The organism is Paracoccus sp. 08, from assembly GCF_024105395.1.
Taxonomy (GTDB): Bacteria; Pseudomonadota; Alphaproteobacteria; order Rhodobacterales; family Rhodobacteraceae; genus Paracoccus; species Paracoccus marcusii.
Genome location: NZ_WEKR01000035.1, coordinates 17,245 through 34,446 on the forward strand (window position 1 = coordinate 17,245; position 17,202 = coordinate 34,446).

18 protein-coding genes and 1 riboswitch are annotated in these 17,202 nt (G+C 68.4%); of the genes, 8 read left to right on the forward strand and 10 right to left on the reverse strand.

Features of this window, described 5'->3' with window-relative positions; translation table 11 throughout:
* Positions 1-3: 3 nt before the first annotated feature.
* From thiS to thiD, 3 genes are read right to left on the reverse strand one after another with little or no spacing between them, the layout of a single operon-like run.
* Positions 4-201 carry a sulfur carrier protein ThiS gene (gene thiS / locus GBO37_RS12465; RefSeq protein ID WP_045999002.1) on the reverse strand — a complete coding sequence of 66 codons (198 nt, stop codon included), beginning with the start codon at positions 199-201 and terminating at the stop codon, positions 4-6.
* Positions 191-1,150 carry an FAD-dependent oxidoreductase gene (locus GBO37_RS12470; RefSeq protein WP_252929282.1) on the reverse strand — a complete coding sequence of 320 codons (960 nt, stop codon included), beginning with the start codon at positions 1,148-1,150 and terminating at the stop codon, positions 191-193. Before GBO37_RS12470 ends, thiS begins: the two co-directional genes overlap by 11 nt.
* Positions 1,143-1,946 (reverse strand): bifunctional hydroxymethylpyrimidine kinase/phosphomethylpyrimidine kinase, encoded by an 804-nt coding sequence (gene thiD / locus GBO37_RS12475; protein WP_252929284.1) that lies wholly within the window; start codon positions 1,944-1,946, stop codon positions 1,143-1,145. The genes GBO37_RS12470 and thiD overlap by 8 nt, the downstream gene beginning before the upstream one ends.
* 70 nt (positions 1,947-2,016) lie before the next feature.
* Positions 2,017-2,119: riboswitch (TPP riboswitch) on the reverse strand.
* A gap of 94 nt (positions 2,120-2,213) precedes the next feature.
* Between thiD and GBO37_RS12480 the strand changes: the two genes are divergently transcribed.
* From GBO37_RS12480 to GBO37_RS12515, 8 genes are all read left to right on the forward strand, one after another.
* Positions 2,214-2,690: an acyl-CoA thioesterase gene (locus GBO37_RS12480; protein ID WP_045999004.1), complete on the forward strand. Its 477-nt coding sequence runs from the start codon at positions 2,214-2,216 to the stop codon at positions 2,688-2,690.
* 147 nt (positions 2,691-2,837) lie between these two features.
* Complete coding sequence (locus GBO37_RS12485) at positions 2,838-4,745, forward strand: DEAD/DEAH box helicase (protein ID WP_194885573.1); 1,908 nt, start codon at positions 2,838-2,840, stop codon at positions 4,743-4,745.
* Between the two features lie 222 nt (positions 4,746-4,967).
* Positions 4,968-6,071: an ABC transporter ATP-binding protein gene (locus GBO37_RS12490; protein WP_252929286.1), complete on the forward strand. Its 1,104-nt coding sequence runs from the start codon at positions 4,968-4,970 to the stop codon at positions 6,069-6,071.
* Positions 6,072-6,096: 25 nt separating this feature from the next.
* On the forward strand, positions 6,097-7,167 hold the full coding sequence (locus tag GBO37_RS12495) for an ABC transporter substrate-binding protein (RefSeq protein WP_045981304.1): 1,071 nt from the start codon (positions 6,097-6,099) through the stop codon (positions 7,165-7,167).
* Between the two features lie 74 nt (positions 7,168-7,241).
* The gene (locus tag GBO37_RS12500; protein ID WP_256480773.1) at positions 7,242-8,351 is read left to right on the forward strand and encodes an ABC transporter substrate-binding protein; all 1,110 of its coding nucleotides are present in this window, start codon (positions 7,242-7,244) and stop codon (positions 8,349-8,351) included.
* A 59-nt stretch (positions 8,352-8,410) separates the two neighbouring features.
* On the forward strand, positions 8,411-9,712 hold the full coding sequence (locus tag GBO37_RS12505) for an ABC transporter permease (protein ID WP_252929290.1): 1,302 nt from the start codon (positions 8,411-8,413) through the stop codon (positions 9,710-9,712).
* Between the two features lie 4 nt (positions 9,713-9,716).
* Positions 9,717-10,667, forward strand: coding sequence for an ABC transporter permease (locus GBO37_RS12510; protein WP_252929292.1), 951 nt, complete (start codon positions 9,717-9,719; stop codon positions 10,665-10,667).
* Positions 10,664-11,224: a hemerythrin domain-containing protein gene (locus tag GBO37_RS12515; RefSeq protein WP_252929294.1), complete on the forward strand. Its 561-nt coding sequence runs from the start codon at positions 10,664-10,666 to the stop codon at positions 11,222-11,224. The genes GBO37_RS12510 and GBO37_RS12515 overlap by 4 nt, the downstream gene beginning before the upstream one ends.
* Positions 11,225-11,310: 86 nt before the next feature.
* Here GBO37_RS12515 and GBO37_RS12520 read toward each other — a convergent pair whose 3' ends face one another.
* The 7 genes from GBO37_RS12520 to GBO37_RS12550 all read right to left on the reverse strand — a co-directional run.
* Positions 11,311-12,255, reverse strand: coding sequence for an AEC family transporter (locus GBO37_RS12520; RefSeq protein WP_252929296.1), 945 nt, complete (start codon positions 12,253-12,255; stop codon positions 11,311-11,313).
* Positions 12,252-13,058: an MBL fold metallo-hydrolase gene (locus GBO37_RS12525; RefSeq protein WP_252929298.1), complete on the reverse strand. Its 807-nt coding sequence runs from the start codon at positions 13,056-13,058 to the stop codon at positions 12,252-12,254. The genes GBO37_RS12520 and GBO37_RS12525 overlap by 4 nt, the downstream gene beginning before the upstream one ends.
* Positions 13,055-13,849: a TatD family hydrolase gene (locus GBO37_RS12530; protein ID WP_252929300.1), complete on the reverse strand. Its 795-nt coding sequence runs from the start codon at positions 13,847-13,849 to the stop codon at positions 13,055-13,057. The genes GBO37_RS12525 and GBO37_RS12530 overlap by 4 nt, the downstream gene beginning before the upstream one ends.
* Positions 13,850-13,852: 3 nt before the next feature.
* On the reverse strand, positions 13,853-14,962 hold the full coding sequence (locus GBO37_RS12535) for a DNA polymerase III subunit delta' (protein WP_252929303.1): 1,110 nt from the start codon (positions 14,960-14,962) through the stop codon (positions 13,853-13,855).
* Positions 14,959-15,555, reverse strand: a complete 597-nt coding sequence (gene tmk, locus GBO37_RS12540; RefSeq protein ID WP_252929305.1) for a dTMP kinase — start codon at positions 15,553-15,555, stop codon at positions 14,959-14,961. Before tmk ends, GBO37_RS12535 begins: the two co-directional genes overlap by 4 nt.
* Positions 15,555-16,709, reverse strand: coding sequence for a D-alanyl-D-alanine carboxypeptidase family protein (locus GBO37_RS12545; protein WP_252929307.1), 1,155 nt, complete (start codon positions 16,707-16,709; stop codon positions 15,555-15,557). The genes tmk and GBO37_RS12545 overlap by 1 nt, the downstream gene beginning before the upstream one ends.
* Before the next feature lie 88 nt (positions 16,710-16,797).
* The coding region (locus tag GBO37_RS12550; protein ID WP_252929309.1) for a thymidine kinase at positions 16,798-17,202 on the reverse strand (405 nt) is incomplete at its 5' end.

The window sequence follows — 17,202 nt, forward strand, 5'->3', positions numbered from 1 at the left end:
CGCCTATCCTCCCTGCATGGGTGCCAGGACCTCCAGCCGGTCACCGTCGCGCAGCGCCTGCGTCGGGCGGGACGCAGCGGGCAGGAAATCACCGTTCAGCGCCGTGGCCACGCGGGCCTCGCCCCAGCCCAGTTCGGACAGCGCGTCGGCCACGGTGGTGGCGGCGATGTCGCGGGGGGTTCCGTTGACCTCAATCCTCATGGACCAGTTCTCCCTTGGTTTCGGTGATCATGTAATCGGCCGCCTGGCGCGCCAGCGCGGGGGCCATCAGGTATCCGTGACGGAACAGCCCGTTCAGGTGCAGCACCCGCCCTCGGACGGTCACGCGCGGGATGTTGTCCGGAAATGCCGGGCGCAGATCGGCGCTCATCTCGACGATGGCGCTCTCTGCAAAGCGGGGGTCCAGCGCATAGGCCGCCGACAGCAGTTCCAGCACCGACCGGGCGGTGGGGCGCGCACGGGATACGCTTTCGATCTGGGTCGCGCCCAGCATGAACAGGCCGCCCGCGCGCGGCACGATGTACAGCGGATGACGCGGATGCAGCAGGCGGACCGGCCGCGTCAGGGCGATGTCGGGCGCGTGCAGAACGACCATCTCACCGCGCACGCCGCGGAGGTCGGGCAGGGCGGCGGACAGTCCGCGGGCATCGATCACCGGGCCTGCGACGTCGCCGGGCTCGGCGGTCGCGCATTCGATGCCGATGCCGCGCGCGGCCAGCCACGCGGCCAGATCCGCCAAGGCACGTCGGGGGTCCAGATGCGCCTCGGTTGGAAAGATCAGGCCGGGCCGGGGCTGCAGGTCTGGTTCCAGATCGGCGCTGTCGCAAGGGTGATGCGCCGTGGCGCGGCGCGCAAAGCGGGCCAGTTCCGCCCGGTCGCGGTCCAGCGCCAGGACCAGCGTGCCGCGCCGCGTGACGGGCGTGACGACTGACCAGGCATCGGCGGCTTCTGCGCCAAGGCGGGTGATCACGGGGTCGGCGGTCACGCCCTCGCACTGCGGGGCCAGCATGCCGCCGGCCCACCATGAGCAGCCGTGTGGGCCGGGCGCGCCGTTGCGGTCCAGGATGCGCGGTGTCAGCCCGCGCTGCACCAGCACATGGGCCGCGAACAGCCCGGCCACGCCCGCGCCGATGATGGTGACGTCAGCCATGCGACCAGACCGCATGGAAATGATGCACCGGCCCGTGCCCCGACCCCACGCACAGATCGTCCGCCGCCGCGATCGCGCGTTGCAGATAGCGGTGTGCGACCCCCACCGCCTGCTCCAGCGGCAGGCCGTGTGCCAGGCCTGCGGCGATGGCCGCCGACAGCGTGCAGCCGGTGCCATGCGTGTTGCGGGTGGACAGGCGTCGGGCGCTGAAGGGCGTCGCCCCCTGCGCGGTCACCAGAAGGTCGGTGCAGATCGCGCCGTCGCCATGCCCACCCTTCATCAGCACGGCCCCCGCGCCCATGGCGCGCAGCGCAGCACCCTGTTCGGCCATCTGGGCCGGGGTGGTGGCCGGGGCACAACCTAGCAGGCAGGCGGCCTCGGGCAGGTTCGGGGTCAGCAGCGTCGCGCAGCCCAACAGGGAACGTAGCGCGTCGATGGCATCGGGCGGCAGCAGGCGGTCGCCCGATTTCGCCACCATCACCGGGTCCAGCACGATGGGCAGGTCGCAGCCGTCCAGACCACCGGCCACCGTGGCGATGGCCTGGGCCCCGCCCAGCATGCCCAGCTTGACCGCCCGGACGTCCAGATCGTCCAGAACGGCACGCATCTGCCCTGCGATCATCGCGGGGCTGGCGGGTTCGACCAAAGCCACGGTGCGGGTGTTCTGCGCCGTCAGCGCGGTCACGACGCTGGCGCCATAGCAGCCAAGGGCCGAAAAGGTCTTCAGATCCGCCTGAATGCCGGCGCCGCCGCCAGAATCGGACCCGGCGATGGTCAGGGCAATGGGTGCTGTCACGTCGTCCCCCGTAATGTGGCGGGTCGTGACCGGGCAAAGGGGTGGGGACACAGGGCGGGCCGATGGCCGCGCGGATATCTGCACCGTTCCCTCCGCCGGTATGACCCGGATCAGGTTCGATGGGTTGGCTGTCGCCTCTCAGCCCCTGTGACGGGACACCCCAACGGTTTGCCCCCCAAGGCTAGGCGCGGCGGGCGCGTGGCGCAAGGGGGGCTTTTCGCGCCCGCGCGATTGTCGCAGGATGGCGGGGCAGCGGACGGGGGACAGATGGACAGGCGCGGGCTGGAGATGACGGTGCTGATGTCGCCGGACATGGCGAATTTCAGCGGCAAGGTGCATGGCGGCGCCCTTTTGGCCTGCCTGGACCGGGTGGCCTATGCCTGCGCGTCGCGCTGGTCTGGAGAATATGCGGTGACCCTGTCCGTCGACCAGGTGACCTTCAAGGAGGCCATCCACGTGGGAGAGCTGGTGACCTTTCGCGCGCGGGTGAACCATACCGGCCGCACATCGATGGAGGTCGGCATCCGGGTCGAGGCCGAGAACATCCGCCGTGGCACCCGCAGGCATACCAATTCCTGCTATTTCACCATGGTCGCGGTCGACGAACGCGGCCATCCTGTGCCGGTCCCCAAGCCCGAGCTTGAGGACGACATCGACCGCCAGCGCTGGCGGTCGGCCGAGGTCAGGCGCACCATGCGGCGCGAGATCGCGGCCCGCCAGGAGGCCGCGTCGAACACCCCCTGATTGGGCGTGGACTTTGCGATCCAAACCGCGTAGGGAACCGCCTTTGGCCCTGCTAGTCCGGGGCGGCGGGTGCAGGGTGGGCCGGTCGCAGCGACGATAGGTGCCGCTCATCGGGTCGCTCACGGCCCCCGCATTTTGGCGAATCACATGACTGAACTGAATTTCCCCGCGCCGCTTCAGGCGGCGTTGGCCGACAAGGGCTATGAGACGTTGACTGCTGTGCAGTCGGCGGTGCTGGCGCCCGAGGCCGCGGGCCGCGACGTGCTGGTCTCGGCCCAGACCGGGTCGGGCAAGACCGTGGCCTTTGGCCTGGCGATGGGCGCGGACCTTCTGGACGGCGACCGCATCATCGCGGGCGAGCTGCCGCTGGCCCTGGCCATCGCGCCCACGCGCGAACTGGCGCTGCAGGTCGCGCGCGAGCTGGAATGGCTTTATGCCGGGACCGGCGCGCAGATCGCGACCTGCGTCGGCGGTATGGACTATCGCAACGAAAAGCGCGCCCTGCAACGCGGCGCGCAGATCGTGGTCGGCACGCCTGGCCGCCTGCGCGACCATATCGACCGCGGCAGCCTGGACCTGTCGGACCTGCGCGCGGCCGTCCTGGACGAGGCCGACGAAATGCTGGACCTGGGTTTCCGCGAGGACCTGGAGTTCATCCTGGGCGCCGCCCCGGTCGAGCGGCGCACACTGATGTTCTCGGCCACGGTGCCCTCGGCGATCGAGAAGCTGGCCCGTGATTTCCAGCGCGACGCCCTGCGCATCGCCGCCATGGGCGAGGCGCGCCAGCATGGCGACATCGCCTATCGCGCCTATACCGTGACCGCCCGCGACCGCGAGCCCGCGATCTTCAACCTGCTGCGCATCCACGAGGCGCAGACCGCCATCGTCTTCTGCAAGACGCGGGCCAACGTGAACCACCTGCTGGCGCGCATGTCGAACCGGGGCTTCAAATGCGTGGCCCTGTCGGGCGAGCTGTCCCAGCAGGAGCGGACCCACGCCCTGCAGGCGCTGCGTGACGGGCGCGCCCGCGTCTGCATCGCCACCGACGTGGCCGCGCGTGGCATCGACCTGCCGGGGCTGGAACTGGTGATCCACGCGGACCTGCCGACCAACCCCGACACGATGCTGCACCGGTCGGGCCGCACCGGGCGCGCGGGCTCCAAGGGCGTGTCCGCGCTGATCGTGCCGTCGGCCGATTATCGTCGGGCACAGCGTCTGCTGCAGAACGCCAAGGTCTCGGCCGAATGGCTGGACGCGCCGACCGCGGACGAGGTGCGGGCGCGCGATGATCAGCGCATGCTGGACCATCCCGGCCTGCATGAACCCGTGGGCGACGACGCCGCCCTGGCCGCGCAGCTGCTGGAGCAGTTCAGCGCCGAACAGGTCGCCGCCGCCTTCCTGCGCCTGTGGCGCGAAGGCCGCCCCGCCGCCGAGGAACTGTCCGAGGCGCATGCGCCCCCCGCGCCAATGGCCCCCCGTGCGCAGCGCGAATTCGGCCCTTCGGTCTGGTTCACGCTGTCGGTCGGTCATTCCGGTCGGGCCGAGGCGCGCTGGCTGCTGCCCAAGGTCTGCGATGCGGGCGGGATCACCCGCGACAGCATCGGCGCGATCCGCGTCAAGCAGGACCTGTCCTATATCCAGATCGCGTCGGAAGTCGCCGCCAAGTTCGGCGATTTCATCGAGATCACCCCGGAGGTCACCATGCGCCGCATGGACGGCGCCCCCGACCTGGACGCGCCGATCGAGCGGGCGCCCCGCGCCCCGCGCACCGACAACCGTTCCGAGGGTCGCAAGCCCGCGCCGCGTGCCAAGCACGCCGCGTCGGACGAGGGTCACCACGCCCGCGTCAAGTCCGCCCGCGGCGGCTGGCTGCCCGATGATGCCCCCGCCGAACCGCGCGAGACCGGACCGCATGCGGCCGTGAAATCGTGGAAGAAGAAGTCGTCGGCCGACGCTGGCAAGGGCCCCAAGCCGGCCTGGGCCAAATCCAGGCCCGCCGGCGACAAGGCGGGTGCTCCCAAGGCGCATCGCAAGGGACCCAAGCGGCCCGCCTGACCGGCAACTGCTCACGGGGCCCAGCAACTGCCTGACAAACAGGCAGTGGGCCCTGCACGCTCTGCAATCCACATGGCCCTCGCGCCCGAAGCTCCCTTGCGGGGTTTCGGGCGCGACGCGTTCGGGGCATGGAATGTCGCAATTGATATTGCCAGTCGGGCAGGGCGACGCTTAACCTGATCCTTGCGCTGAATAACCAACGACATAACAGGGAGAGCGCTTTTGCTGGACGACCGCCACGGCGACGCATTCGTCGCCTTCGAGCATGTGCAAAAAAGCTATGATGGACAGACACTTGTCGTCAGAGACTTGAATCTGTCGATCGGACGGGGTGAATTTCTAACAATGCTGGGGCCGTCCGGTTCCGGCAAGACGACCTGCCTGATGATGCTGGCGGGCTTCGAGACTGCGACGAACGGAGAGATCCGTCTTGGCGGGCGTCCGATCAATCAGGTGCCGCCGCACAAGCGCGGGATCGGCATGGTGTTCCAGAACTATGCCCTGTTCCCGCACATGACCGTCGGAGAGAACCTGTCCTTTCCGCTGGAGGTCCGCGGGATGGGCAAGGACGAACGCCAGACGCGCATCGCCCGCGCGCTGGACATGGTCCAGATGGGCAAGTTCGCGAACCGGCGTCCGGCGCAGCTGTCCGGCGGGCAGCAACAGCGGATCGCCCTGGCCCGCGCCTTGGTGTTCGACCCCGAACTGGTGCTGATGGACGAGCCGCTTGGCGCCTTGGACAAGCAGCTTCGTGAGCATATGCAGTTCGAGATCAAGCACCTGCACGAGAAACTTGGAATCACCGTCGTCTATGTGACCCATGACCAGGGCGAGGCCCTGACCATGTCGGACCGCATCGCGGTCTTCAACGACGGGCGCATCCAGCAGCTGGCCCCGCCGTCCGATCTCTACGAGCGCCCCGAGAACAGCTTCGTCGCAAGCTTTATCGGAGAGAACAACGCCCTGGCCGGCACGATCGAGCAGCTGGATGGAGACAAGGCGCTGGTGCGGCTGGACGGGGGCGGGGTGATCGACGCCACCGCCGTGAACATCCGCGAGAGGGGTCAGCGCACGACCGTGTCGATCCGCCCCGAACGGGTCGAGTTCAAGCCCGAGATGATGTCCCAGGGCGCCCACACGATCGAGGCGCAGGTGATGGAGGTCATCTATATGGGCGACATCCTGCGCGCCCGGCTGAAGGTCGCCGGCAGCGACAATTTCGTCATGAAGATGCGCAACACGATCGGCCAGACCCGTCTGGACCCCGGCCAGGTCATCCGCATCGGCTGGCATCCCCAGGATGCCCGCGCGCTGGACCCGATCTGATCCCTTTTCCCAACCGGAGACTTCGATGAAGCGTTTTCTTGCACTCAGCACCGCGATGGGCCTGGTCGCCGGGCCGGCCCTGGCCGATGTGAACCTGCTGTCCTGGGGCGGCGCCTATGGCAACAGCCACCTGGAGGCCTATGCCAAGCCGTTCACGGCGGAAACGGGCATCAACGTCGTCATGTCGGACGCCGACAACCCCGCGACCCCGATCAAGGCGCAGGTCGAGGCAGGCAATGTCAGCGTCGATGTCGCGTCGGTCGAATATGCCGATGCGGTGCGCCTGTGCGACGAGGGCGCGCTGGAGATGATCGACCCCGCCATCCTGCTGCCGGCCGAGGACGGGACGGCCGCGGCCGACGACTTCATCGACGGCGCGGTGACCGAATGCTTCGTGGCGACCGACGTCTATTCGATGGTCCTTGCATTCAACGAGACCGCCTTTCCGGAGGCCAAGCCCGCGACCCCTGCCGATTTCTTCGATCTGGAAGCGTTTCCGGGCAAGCGGACCATGCGCAAGGGCGCCAAGTTCAACCTTGAGCTGGCGCTGATGGCCGATGGCGTGCCCGCCGCCGAGGTCTATGACGTGCTGTCCACCCCGGAGGGCGTGGACCGCGCCTTTGCGAAGCTGGACACGATCAAGTCCGAGGTGATCTGGTGGGAGGCAGGCGCCCAGCCCCCGCAGCTGCTTGCCGATGGCGAGGTCAGCATGGCCTATGCCTTCAACGGCCGCATCTTCAACGCGGCGCAGGCCGACGGCCAGCCCTTCGAGATCATCTGGGATGCCCAGATCTATGAGATGGAGGGCTGGGTCGTGCCGAAGGGGGCGCCAAACCTGGAGCAGGCGATGGAATTCGTGGCCTGGACCACCGCGCCCGCGCCCCAGGCCCGCGCCGCCGAATTCATCAGCTATGGTCCACCGCGCCGGTCCGCCGCCGCGATGGTCGGCAACATCGAGGGCACCGAGGAGCCGATGGGCCCCAACCTGCCCACCTTCGACGCGAACATGGCCGGGGCGCTGGCATCGGACCTGGATTTCTGGGTCGACCGCGACGCCGAGCTGATCGAGCGTTTCAACAGCTGGCTGGCCAGCTGATCCAGTTCGGACCGGGAGGGATTCGTCCCGCCCGGTCTGCGCCCCGCCAACGGGGCCAATGACAACGGGCGAAAATGCCCGAGACCAAACCAACCGGGAGAACCAACGTGAAATCCACCCTGATCCTTTCGACCGCCCTGTGCGGCGTGGCCTTTGGCGCGATGGCGCAAGAGGTCAACGTCGTGTCCTGGGGCGGCGCCTACGAGGTCAGCCAGGTCGAGGCCTATAACAAGCCCTTCACCGCTGAGACCGGCATCACCGTCAACATGATCGCCGCCGACAACCCCGCGACGCCGCTGCGCGCGCAGGTCGAGGCCGGCAACGTCACGGGCGATGTCTTCGACGTCGAGGTCAGCGACGCGATCCGCCTGTGCGACGAGGGTGCGCTGGTCGAGATCGACCCCGCCGACTTGCCCAGTGCGCCCGACGGCACCGCTGCGGTAGATGATTTCGTGCCCGGCGCGCTGCAGGATTGCGCGGTCGCCAACATCGTCTGGGGCACGGTCATCTCGTTCAACACGACCAAGTTCGAGGGAGAGACCCCCAGCACGGCGGCCGATTTCTTCGACACCGAGACCTTCCCCGGCAAGCGCGGCCTGCCCAAGAACCCCAAGCGCACCCTGTATCTGGCGCTGATCGCCGACGGCGTGCCCGCGGCCGAGGTCTATGACGTGCTGTCCACCCCCGAGGGCGTGGACCGCGCCTTTGCCAAGCTGGACACGATCAAGGCCGACACCGTCTGGTGGGAGGCCGGCGCCCAGCCCGTGCAGTTGCTGGCCGACGGAGAGGTCAGCATGACCACCGTCTATAACGGTCGCGCCTTTGACGCGATGGTGGCCGAAAAGCAGCCCTTCGAGATCATCTGGGACGGCCAGTACCTGGACATGGACATGTTCGTGATCCCGGTCGATGCGCCCAACCCGGACGCGGCGATGGAATACCTGAAATTCGCGACCGACACGCAGCGTCTGGCCGATCAGGCGAAATACATCGCCTATGGCCCGGCGCGGAAATCGTCGAACGAACTGGTCGGGCTGTACCAGGACGGCGTGACCGAGATGGCGCCGCACATGCCGACCAGTCCCGAGGCGCTGGCCAATGCGGTGACGGACGATCCGGAATTCTGGGCCGACCATTCCGCGGAACTGACCGAACGCTTCAACAGCTGGCTGGCCGCGTCCTGAACTGACACCCTGCCGCCCCCGCATCCGGGGGCGGCGGACCTGACTGCCCGGGGGACGACATGGCCGACGCCGCACTTGATCCACATGCCGCCATCGCCACCACCGCATCCGGTGTGGGGTCTGGCACGCTGACGACCGCCGACGGAATGCCGCTGGCCCGCGCCCYGGCGCACAGCCAGCGCCGGGCGCGACGGCGGGCCTTTCTGCTGGTTCTGCCGCTGTTGGCCTTCATCCTGATCACCTTCGTGGTCCCGATCGGGCAGATGCTGGCGCGGTCGTTCCACAATGACGGCTTTTCCGCCAACATGCCGCAGGTCTCGGCTTGGTTCGCATCGACGGAGCCTGGCACCGCGCCCGACGACGCGGCCTGGACCGCATTGGCCCAGGACCTGATCGCCAGCGCCGATGCGCGCAGCATCGGGGTGGTGGGCACGCGGATCAACTATGACATGCCGGGAACGCGGTCGCTGTTCACTGCGACCGGGCGCCAGGTCCGCCGCGGGCTGGAGCCGCCCTATCAACAGGCCCTTCTGGAGATCAACGAGGACTGGGGCGACCCGCGCCTGTGGTCCGTCATGCGATCGGCATCGACGCCGGTCACGGCGAACTTCTATCTGGCAGCGGTCGACCGCACCCGGGACGAGGCCGGCAACATCCAGCAGGTCCCGGAACAGCAGCGGATCTATCTGACCCTGTTCTGGCGCACCTTCTGGCTGTCGGCGGTGATCACCGGCCTGACCTTCATCCTGGGCTTTCCCATTGCGCATCTGCTGGCGACGCTGCCCATGCGGAAGTCGAACCTGCTGATGATCCTGGTGCTGCTGCCGTTCTGGACGTCGCTTCTGGTGCGCACGACATCCTGGATGGTGCTGCTGCAGCAGCAGGGCGTGGTGAACGACATCCTGGTCTGGCTGGGCGTGATCGGCGGCGGGCAGCGGTTGCAGATGATCTATAACCAGACCGGCACGATCATCGCGATGACGCATATCCTGCTGCCCTTCATGATCCTGCCGCTGTATTCGGTGATGCGGACCATCAACCCGGCCTATGTCCGTGCGGCGCGCAGCCTGGGCGCGACAAGCTGGACCGCGTTCCGCCGGGTCTATTTCCCGCAGACCCTGCCGGGCCTGGGGGCGGGGGCGATGCTGGTCTTCATCCTGGCGGTCGGATACTACATCACGCCCGCGCTGGTCGGCGGGTCGTCGGGGCAGCTGATTTCGAACATGATCGCACAGCACATGACCGGCACGCTGAACTGGTCGATGGCCGCGGCACTGGCAGCCCTGCTGCTGGGGTCGGTGCTGATCCTCTATTGGCTCTACGACCGCCTTGTCGGCGTCGACAACCTGAAACTGGGGTAAGCGAATGGCTGTTCCGACCTATGCAAGCCCGCTGGAGCGTGTCTGGCACTATACCTACCTGACGGTCTGCGCGCTGATCTTCGTGTTCCTGATCGCGCCGATCATCGTGATCATCCCGCTGTCGTTCAACGCCGAGCCCTATTTCACGTTCACCGACCGGATGCTGTCGCTCGACCCCGACGGCTACAGCATGCGGTGGTATTCCAGCCTGCTGACCTTCGGGATGCAGAACCCGGATTCGACGGGCTGGGCCTTCTGGTCGGATGCCTGGGCTAATGCGAAATGGGTGCAGGCGGCCAAGAACTCGATCATCATCGGCGTGTGTTCCACCATCGTGGCGACGATTCTGGGGACGCTGGCGGCTCTGGGCCTGTCGCGGCCCGAAATGCCGTTCCGCCGGGCGATCATGGCGATCCTGATCTCTCCGATGATCGTGCCGCTGATCATCACGGCGACGGGGATGTTCTTCTTCTACTCGAACCCCTGCGAGCTGCTGGCGCTGGTCGGGCTGTCGCCGGAATGCGGGCGGCTGGCGGGAACCTATCTGGGGGTGATCCTGGCCCATGCGACCCTGGGTATCCCCTTCGTGATCATCACCGTCACCGCGACACTGGTGGGGTTCGATCAGTCGCTGAACCGCGCGGCGGCCAGCCTGGGGGCCAATCCGCGGACGACCTTCTTCAAGGTGACGATGCCGCTGATCCTGCCTGGCGTGGTGTCGGGTGCCTTGTTCGCCTTCGTCACGTCGTTCGACGAGGTCGTGGCGGTACTGTTCATCGCCGGTCCCGATCAGCAGACCATTCCGCGGCAGATGTGGAACGGCATTCGCGAACAGATCAGCCCGGCCATCCTGGCGGTGGCGACGCTGCTGGTGATCTTCTCGATCGCGCTGCTGACCACGGTGGAACTGCTGCGCCGGCGGTCCGAGCGTATCCGGGGCGTCACGCCCCGATGACGCCGGAAGAGCTGGAGGACGAGGGCGCGCGTCCTGCGCCCCCGTCCTATCCCGCCATCACGCGGGCCGAGCGCGCACATGGCCGGCGCCTGGCCGCCATCCACGACACGTACCGGGCCGAACTGGACGGCGTGCAGCGGCTGCTGGTTCAGGTCCGAGCCGCGCAGGCCGATCCGTCCTTGGTCGCACCGGCGGTGGCCGGGACGGCGTTGGCGCGCAACATGGCGCAGTTCGGCACTGCCTGCGGCCGCGACTGCGCGCTTTTGCAGAACCACCACGACATCGAGGAGCAGTGGATGTTTCCGGCCCTTGCGGAGCGTGGCGGGTCGGCACTGGCCCCGGTAATCCGTCGGCTGAAGGCCGAGCATGAGGTGATCCACAGACTGATCGGCGCGTTGCACGAGGCGGCACAGTCGCTTGTCGCGGATCGGGGGCCAGCGGCGCTTGATCTGTGTGCGGATCGGTTCGCGGCGCTGGACCGGGCGATCCGGTCGCATTTCGGGTACGAGGAGCGGGCGCTGGAGGAGCCTCTGGGGGCGTTGCGCGTACCGATCTGAGGCAGGTTGCGTCCCGCGATGGCGGGGGGCCGGCCCCCCGCACCCCCCGCCGGGGAGCCTGCGGCCCCCCGGACCCCCGCGACGCCTCAGGGCAGCAACGCCAGCCACATCCAGATCGTCAGCGTGGACAGCGCCGTGGCGATCAGCACGCTGGAGGCTGCGACACGCTTGGCCACGCCGTAGACATTGGCGAACAGATAGGCGTTCACGCCCGGGGCCATCGAAGCCGTCAGCACGGCCGAGCGCATGCCGTCGCGGTCGAGATCCAGCGCCCAAGCCGTGCCGAAAGTGATCACGGGATGCAGGATCAGCGATGCGGCGCAGCACAAGGCGATGGTCGCCATGTCGCCTTCAGGACGATAGCGATAAAGGACGCCGCCAAGGCCGAACAGTGCAGCGGGCAGGGCAGCGCGCGCGATCATGTCGGCGGCGTCCCAGAACCCCTGCGGCAGGGCCAGCCCCGCCTGCGACAGCAGGTTCACCGACAGGCCCGCGATGATGCCGATGACCAGCGAGGTGCGCAGCACCCCCGTCAGCGCACGCAGGGCCACGCGCCCGACCGACAGGCCACTGCCGCGGGCGCGGGTGAACTCCATCACCGTGATCCCGAAGGTGTAGAGCATCGGCGAATGGATCGCGATGATCGCCCAGTTCCCGGCCAGCGCATCCGGGCCGTAGGCGCGTTCCGTGATCGGCACACCCAGCAGCAGCGTGTTCGAGAAAAGGCACACGAACCCGATCGCCACGCAGTCCACCGGCGGCCTGCCGAACAGGAACCGGGCGCCCCCCCAACCCGCCGCAAAGGCCGCGAAGGCGCCGGCATAGAAGGGGATCAGCAGCTGGGCGCGAAACTCGGTGCCTAGGTCCAGGCGCGCCATCGACACGAAGAGCAGCGTGGGCACGGCGAAGTTCTGCGCGAAATTCATCAGCCCGTCGACACCGCTGGCCGAAAACCAGCCCCGCCATGCCACCAGATAGCCGAAGCCCACGATCAGGAAGACGGGCAGGATGATCGTGAACAGCGCCGTCATGTCGCGGCGGGCACGGTGATCTGCATGCCGTCGAAGGCGGGCTCGACATGGTCCGGGGTCTGGGCTGCGACCGCGGCATAGTCCATGTCGATATGCATGTTCGTCAGCACCGCGCGGGGGCTGCGCGCGCGGGCGATCCAGTCCAGCGACAGGGCCAGGTGGGCATGGCTGGGATGGGGTTCATGGCGCAGGGCGTCGATGACGAAGACTGGCGCGTCCGTAATTAGCGGCCAGACGGCGTCGGGAATGTCCGAGACGTCGGGCAGATAGACCAGACCGCCGATGCGGAAGCCCAGGGCGGTGATCTCTCCGTGCTGGACGCGGAACGGGGTCAGCGTCACTGGGCCGCCGGGGCCGTCGATGGTGATCGGGCCGTCGATCGCATGCAGCGCGCAGATCGGCGGATAGAGGCTGCCCTCGGGCGTCTCGAACACATAGCCGAAGCGGGTCGTCAGCGCTTCGGCCGTGGGCTGATCGGCCCAGACCGGCAGGATGCGGCGCGCGTTGAAGACCAGTTGGCGCAGGTCGTCGATGCCGTGGACATGATCGGCATGGGCATGGGTATAGACCACGGCGTCCAGCGTCGCCACGCCCGCGTCCAGCATCTGCGGGACCAGGTCGGGGCCGGTGTCGATCAGCACCTGGGTGGTGCCGTCCGGCCCGTCGCGTTCGACCAGCAGCGAACAGCGGCGGCGGCGGTTTCTCGGGTTTTCCGGGTCGCAGGCGCCCCATCGGTTGCCAAGGCGCGGCACCCCGCCGGACGATCCGCAGCCCAGGATCGTGGCGCGGATCGTGTCGCTCATCGGGCGGCCTTCCAGAACAGGCGTTCGAAATTGGCCTCGGTCCGCGCGGCGAAATCGGGCAGGGACAGGCCGAACAGGTCCGCGCCCACCGCGGCGGTATGGGCGACATAGGCGGGTTCGTTCCGGCGCCCGCGATGCGGGGGCGGGGCCAGATAGGGGCTGTCGGTCTCGACCAGGATGCGGTCCAGCGGCGCGGCCTTGAAGATGTCGCGCAGATCGGACGACCGCGGAAAGGCCGCGATGCCCGACATCGACAGGTAGAACCCCAGGTCCAGCGCCGCCTGCGCCAGCGCGGGGGTCGAGCTGAAGCAATGCATGACGCAGGTATATTCGCCGGCGCGGTGTTCCTCGGACAGGATGCGCGCCATGTCGTCATCGGCGTCGCGGGCGTGAATGATCAGGGGCAGGCGCGTCCGACGCGCGGCCTCGATATGAATACGCAGGCTGTCCTGTTGCGCCTGCGCGCTTTCGGCGGTGTAGTGGTAATCCAGCCCCGTCTCGCCGATGGCCACGAATTTCGGGTGATCGGCCAAGGCCACCAGCTGATCGACGGTGACCATCGGTTCGTCCGCGACGCTCATCGGGTGGGTCCCCGCGGCATAGAAGACGCCGTCATGGGCCTCGGCCAAGGCGCGCACGGCGGGTTCCTGGCGCAGGCGGGTGCAGATGGTGACCATCCGCCCGACGCCCGCGGCACGGGCACGATCGATCAGGGCTGCGTGTTCGCCGTCGAAATCGGGAAAATCCAGGTGGCAATGGCTGTCGGTCAGCCGGAGGGCCGCATCGGTCATCGGTCAGGCCTTGGTCAGGGACGCTTGCGCGGGCGGCAGCTGCGCCAGTTCCAGCACCATATCCATGACCAGCGCGGCAGGGTCAAGGTTGACCGCCCGTCCCACGCGGGCGCGCGCCGACAGGCGGGCCTGCGCCTCGGCCCAGATGCGGGCGGCGTTGTCGTCGGGTGACAGCCGCGCCATCAAAGCCCCTTCGCCGCGCGCGGCCTGGGGCAGCGGCGCGCCCATCAGCCCCGCCCGCGCCAGCCGGGTGACGAAGCGGTCCAGCACGGTGATGGTCAGATCGAACGGGTCGCCGTCGGCGCCAGCGCGCCCCGCCGCGCCATCGGCGAATTTCGATGCCGCCAGCCGGTCCAGCCGGGGCAGGGTGGCGAACAGGTCGACTAGGTCCTGGTATCGGTCAAGGCCCCCCTGGCCGGCCAGCCGCAGCGCCTCTCCGACCGATCCGTCGGACAGGGCCGACAGCGCCTCGGCATCCTCGTTCAGGCCCATGTCGGACAGGATCGCCGACATCTGTCGCGGCGGAAGCGGCGACAGGCGCAGCGTGCGGCAGCGCGACCGGATCGTGGGCAGCAGGCGTGCGGGCTGATGCGCGATCAGCAGGATCAGCGCATCCGACGGCGGCTCCTCCAGCACCTTCAGAAGGGCGTTGGCGGCAGGAATGTTCATCTCGTCGGCGGCATCGATGATCGCCACGCGACGACCGCCTTCGGCAGCCGAGAGGTGGAAAAAGGACAGCAGCTTGCGGATCTCGTCCACGGTGATCTCGGCGCGCAGGCGGCTGGTCTTGTCGTCCCAGGGGCGGCGGATCAGGGCCAGGCGCGGCTCGGACAGGGCGGCGATGCGGCGGGCCTCGGGCGTGTCGGGATCGACCGCCAGGTCGGCCCGCCCGGTCTCGGCCAGCAGCCAGCGCGCGATGGCCCAGGCCAGCGTCGCCTTGCCGACCCCGCGCGGCCCGGTCAGCAGCCAGGCGTGATGCAGCCGGTCGCCCTGCGCGGCCTGCAGAAACGCCGCCGCAGCCGCGTCGTGGCCGATCACGCGCGTCGCGTGACGCGGATGGGGTGCGCCCGGGACCCGGTCGGGTTCGGGAATGTCGGCGGCCTCGGTCTTCACAACGCGGCCATGATGCGGGCGGACACGTCCGCGGCGCTGCCTCTGCCGTCGATCAGTCGGACGCGGTCGGAATATTCGGCGGCCAGCACGCGAAAGCCCGTCGCCAGCCGCTGCTGGAAGGCCAGCCCCAGGCTTTCAAAACGGTCCTCGGCCCCGCCGCGCGCAGTGCCGCGGGCAAGCCCCGTTTCTGGGTCGATGTCGATGACGAAGGTCCGGTCCGGCTCGACCCCGATCATCAGCGCGTGCAGCCGGTCCACCATGTCCCGCAGGTCGCCCCGCGCCGCACCCTGATAGACGCGGGTGCTGTCGGCGAACCGGTCGGTCACGACGACATGGCCCGCTTTCAGCGCGGGTCGGATCGTGCGTTCCAGATGATCGCGCCGGGCGGCGGTGAACAGCAGGCATTCCGTCTCGGGCGACCAGCGTTCGCCCGCCCCCTCGACCAGCAGGCGGCGGATCTCCTCGGCGCCGGGGCTGCCGCCGGGCTCTCGGGTCAGCACGACCTCGCGGCCCTGCGCCCGCAGCGCGTCGGCCAGCAGGCGGGACTGGGTGGACTTGCCGCAGCCGTCGATGCCTTCCAGGCTGATCAGCATCAGCCGGTAACGGCGGTGATGGCACGCTGGCCAAGCTGCATCACGGCCCCCTTCATGCGGCCCACCAGCCCGGCCTCGGGGACGTCCTGCGTGGCGATCAGGGGCGTAACGGTGTCGCGCGTGCCGGGGATGGTCACGACCAACTGGCCAAGACGGTCCCCCCGCGCGATGGGCGCGGGGACGGGGGAATCGTAGACCACCTCGACCTTGACCTGGTCCTGGACGCCGGCGGGAACCAGGACGTTGACGCCGTTCTGGGTGGTCAGGCCGACCCGCGACAGCGTGCCCAGCCAGACGGGCGCCTGCGCCACGTCCTCGCCGGCGGGGACCAGGGTGCGCATGCTGAATTCGCGGAATGCCCAGTTGACCAGGCGTTCGGATTCCTCGGCCCGGGCCCGGTCGCTTGTCAGGCCGGTGATGACGAAGATGATGCGACGCCCGTTCTGGATGGCCGACCCGACCAGGCCGTATCCGGCTTCCTGGGTGTGGCCTGTCTTCAGCCCGTCGGCGGTCCATTCGCCGGTACCGATGGACAGCAGCGGGTTGCGGTTGCCTGCATTCGACGGCACGCGGCCCTTGTAGTTGAACGAGGTCATGGCGAAGTTCGGATAGAGATCCGGGAATTCCGTGATGATGTAGGTGGCCAGCAGACCCAGATCCTCCATCGACATGCGATGTCCCGGATCGGGCCAGCCCGAGGCGTTCGTCAGCGTCGTGTGGGTCAGTCCCAGCTGCGCCGCGCGTTCGTTCATCTGGCGGGCAAAGGCCTCTTCGGTCCCGGCCAGGCCCTCGGCCACGACGACGCAGGCGTCGTTGCCGGAATTGATGATGATGCCGTGGATCAGATCCTCGACCGAGGGGCGGTCGGCTGGTTCCACGAACATCTTGGACCCGCCCATGCGCCAGGCCTTCTCGGACACCGGAAAGGTCGTGTCCATGCTCACGCGCCCATCGCGCAGCGCCTCGAACAGCATGGTTAGGGTCATCAGCTTGGACATCGAGGCCGGGGGAAGCGGCGTCTCGGCGTTCTTCTCCATCAGCACGGTGCCGGTCTGGACGTCATAGACCCACGCGGCCGATGCTGTCGTGTCAAAGGCCCTGGCGGGGGCCGTCATGGCCAGCACGGCCGCCACCCAGATCAGGAATCCGCGCATGATAAGTCCCCCTAGGTTGTTTTCCATGATGGTTACATCAACCCAATCCGCCCCGCAACGCGCCATGGCCGGGGCGGGGCAATCGTGATCAGTTTCCCGTGGCCTCGCGCCAGTGCTTGCGGCAGAGCGAGACATAGGTCTCGTTCCCGCCAACCTGCACCTGCGCGCCCTCGGTGATCGCCTGTCCCGCCTCGTTGCGGCGGATGACCATGGTGGCCTTCTTGCCGCAGTGACAGATGGTGCGCACCTCGCGCATGTCGTCGGCCAGCGCCAGCAGGGCGGCCGATCCCGGGAACAGCATGCCCCGGAAATCGACCCGCAGTCCATAGCACATGACCGGAATGCCCAGGTCGTCGGCCACGCGGGCCAGCTGCCAGACCTGGTCCGCGGTCAGGAACTGCGCCTCGTCGACGAACACGCAGGCGGGGCGTGGCGCGGTCTGCGCCACCAGCGTCAGCAGATCGGACGCGCTGTCAAAGGACAGCGCCTCGTC

Excerpts from the sequence above, each read along its gene's own strand:
- thiS (WP_045999002.1), bottom strand. The coding sequence starts at position 201 with ATGAGGATTGAGGTCAACGGAACCCCCCGCGACATCGCCGCCACCACC.
- GBO37_RS12470 (WP_252929282.1), bottom strand. The coding sequence starts at position 1,150 with ATGGCTGACGTCACCATCATCGGCGCGGGCGTGGCCGGGCTGTTCGCG.
- GBO37_RS12480 (WP_045999004.1), top strand. The coding sequence starts at position 2,214 with ATGGACAGGCGCGGGCTGGAGATGACGGTGCTGATGTCGCCGGACATG.
- GBO37_RS12485 (WP_194885573.1), top strand. The coding sequence starts at position 2,838 with ATGACTGAACTGAATTTCCCCGCGCCGCTTCAGGCGGCGTTGGCCGAC.
- GBO37_RS12495 (WP_045981304.1), top strand. The coding sequence starts at position 6,097 with ATGAAGCGTTTTCTTGCACTCAGCACCGCGATGGGCCTGGTCGCCGGG.
- GBO37_RS12500 (WP_256480773.1), top strand. The coding sequence starts at position 7,242 with ATGCCCGAGACCAAACCAACCGGGAGAACCAACGTGAAATCCACCCTG.
- GBO37_RS12510 (WP_252929292.1), top strand. The coding sequence starts at position 9,717 with ATGGCTGTTCCGACCTATGCAAGCCCGCTGGAGCGTGTCTGGCACTAT.
- GBO37_RS12515 (WP_252929294.1), top strand. The coding sequence starts at position 10,664 with ATGACGCCGGAAGAGCTGGAGGACGAGGGCGCGCGTCCTGCGCCCCCG.
- GBO37_RS12520 (WP_252929296.1), bottom strand. The coding sequence starts at position 12,255 with ATGACGGCGCTGTTCACGATCATCCTGCCCGTCTTCCTGATCGTGGGC.
- GBO37_RS12525 (WP_252929298.1), bottom strand. The coding sequence starts at position 13,058 with ATGAGCGACACGATCCGCGCCACGATCCTGGGCTGCGGATCGTCCGGC.
- GBO37_RS12530 (WP_252929300.1), bottom strand. The coding sequence starts at position 13,849 with ATGACCGATGCGGCCCTCCGGCTGACCGACAGCCATTGCCACCTGGAT.
- tmk (WP_252929305.1), bottom strand. The coding sequence starts at position 15,555 with ATGCTGATCAGCCTGGAAGGCATCGACGGCTGCGGCAAGTCCACCCAG.
- GBO37_RS12545 (WP_252929307.1), bottom strand. The coding sequence starts at position 16,709 with ATGCGCGGATTCCTGATCTGGGTGGCGGCCGTGCTGGCCATGACGGCC.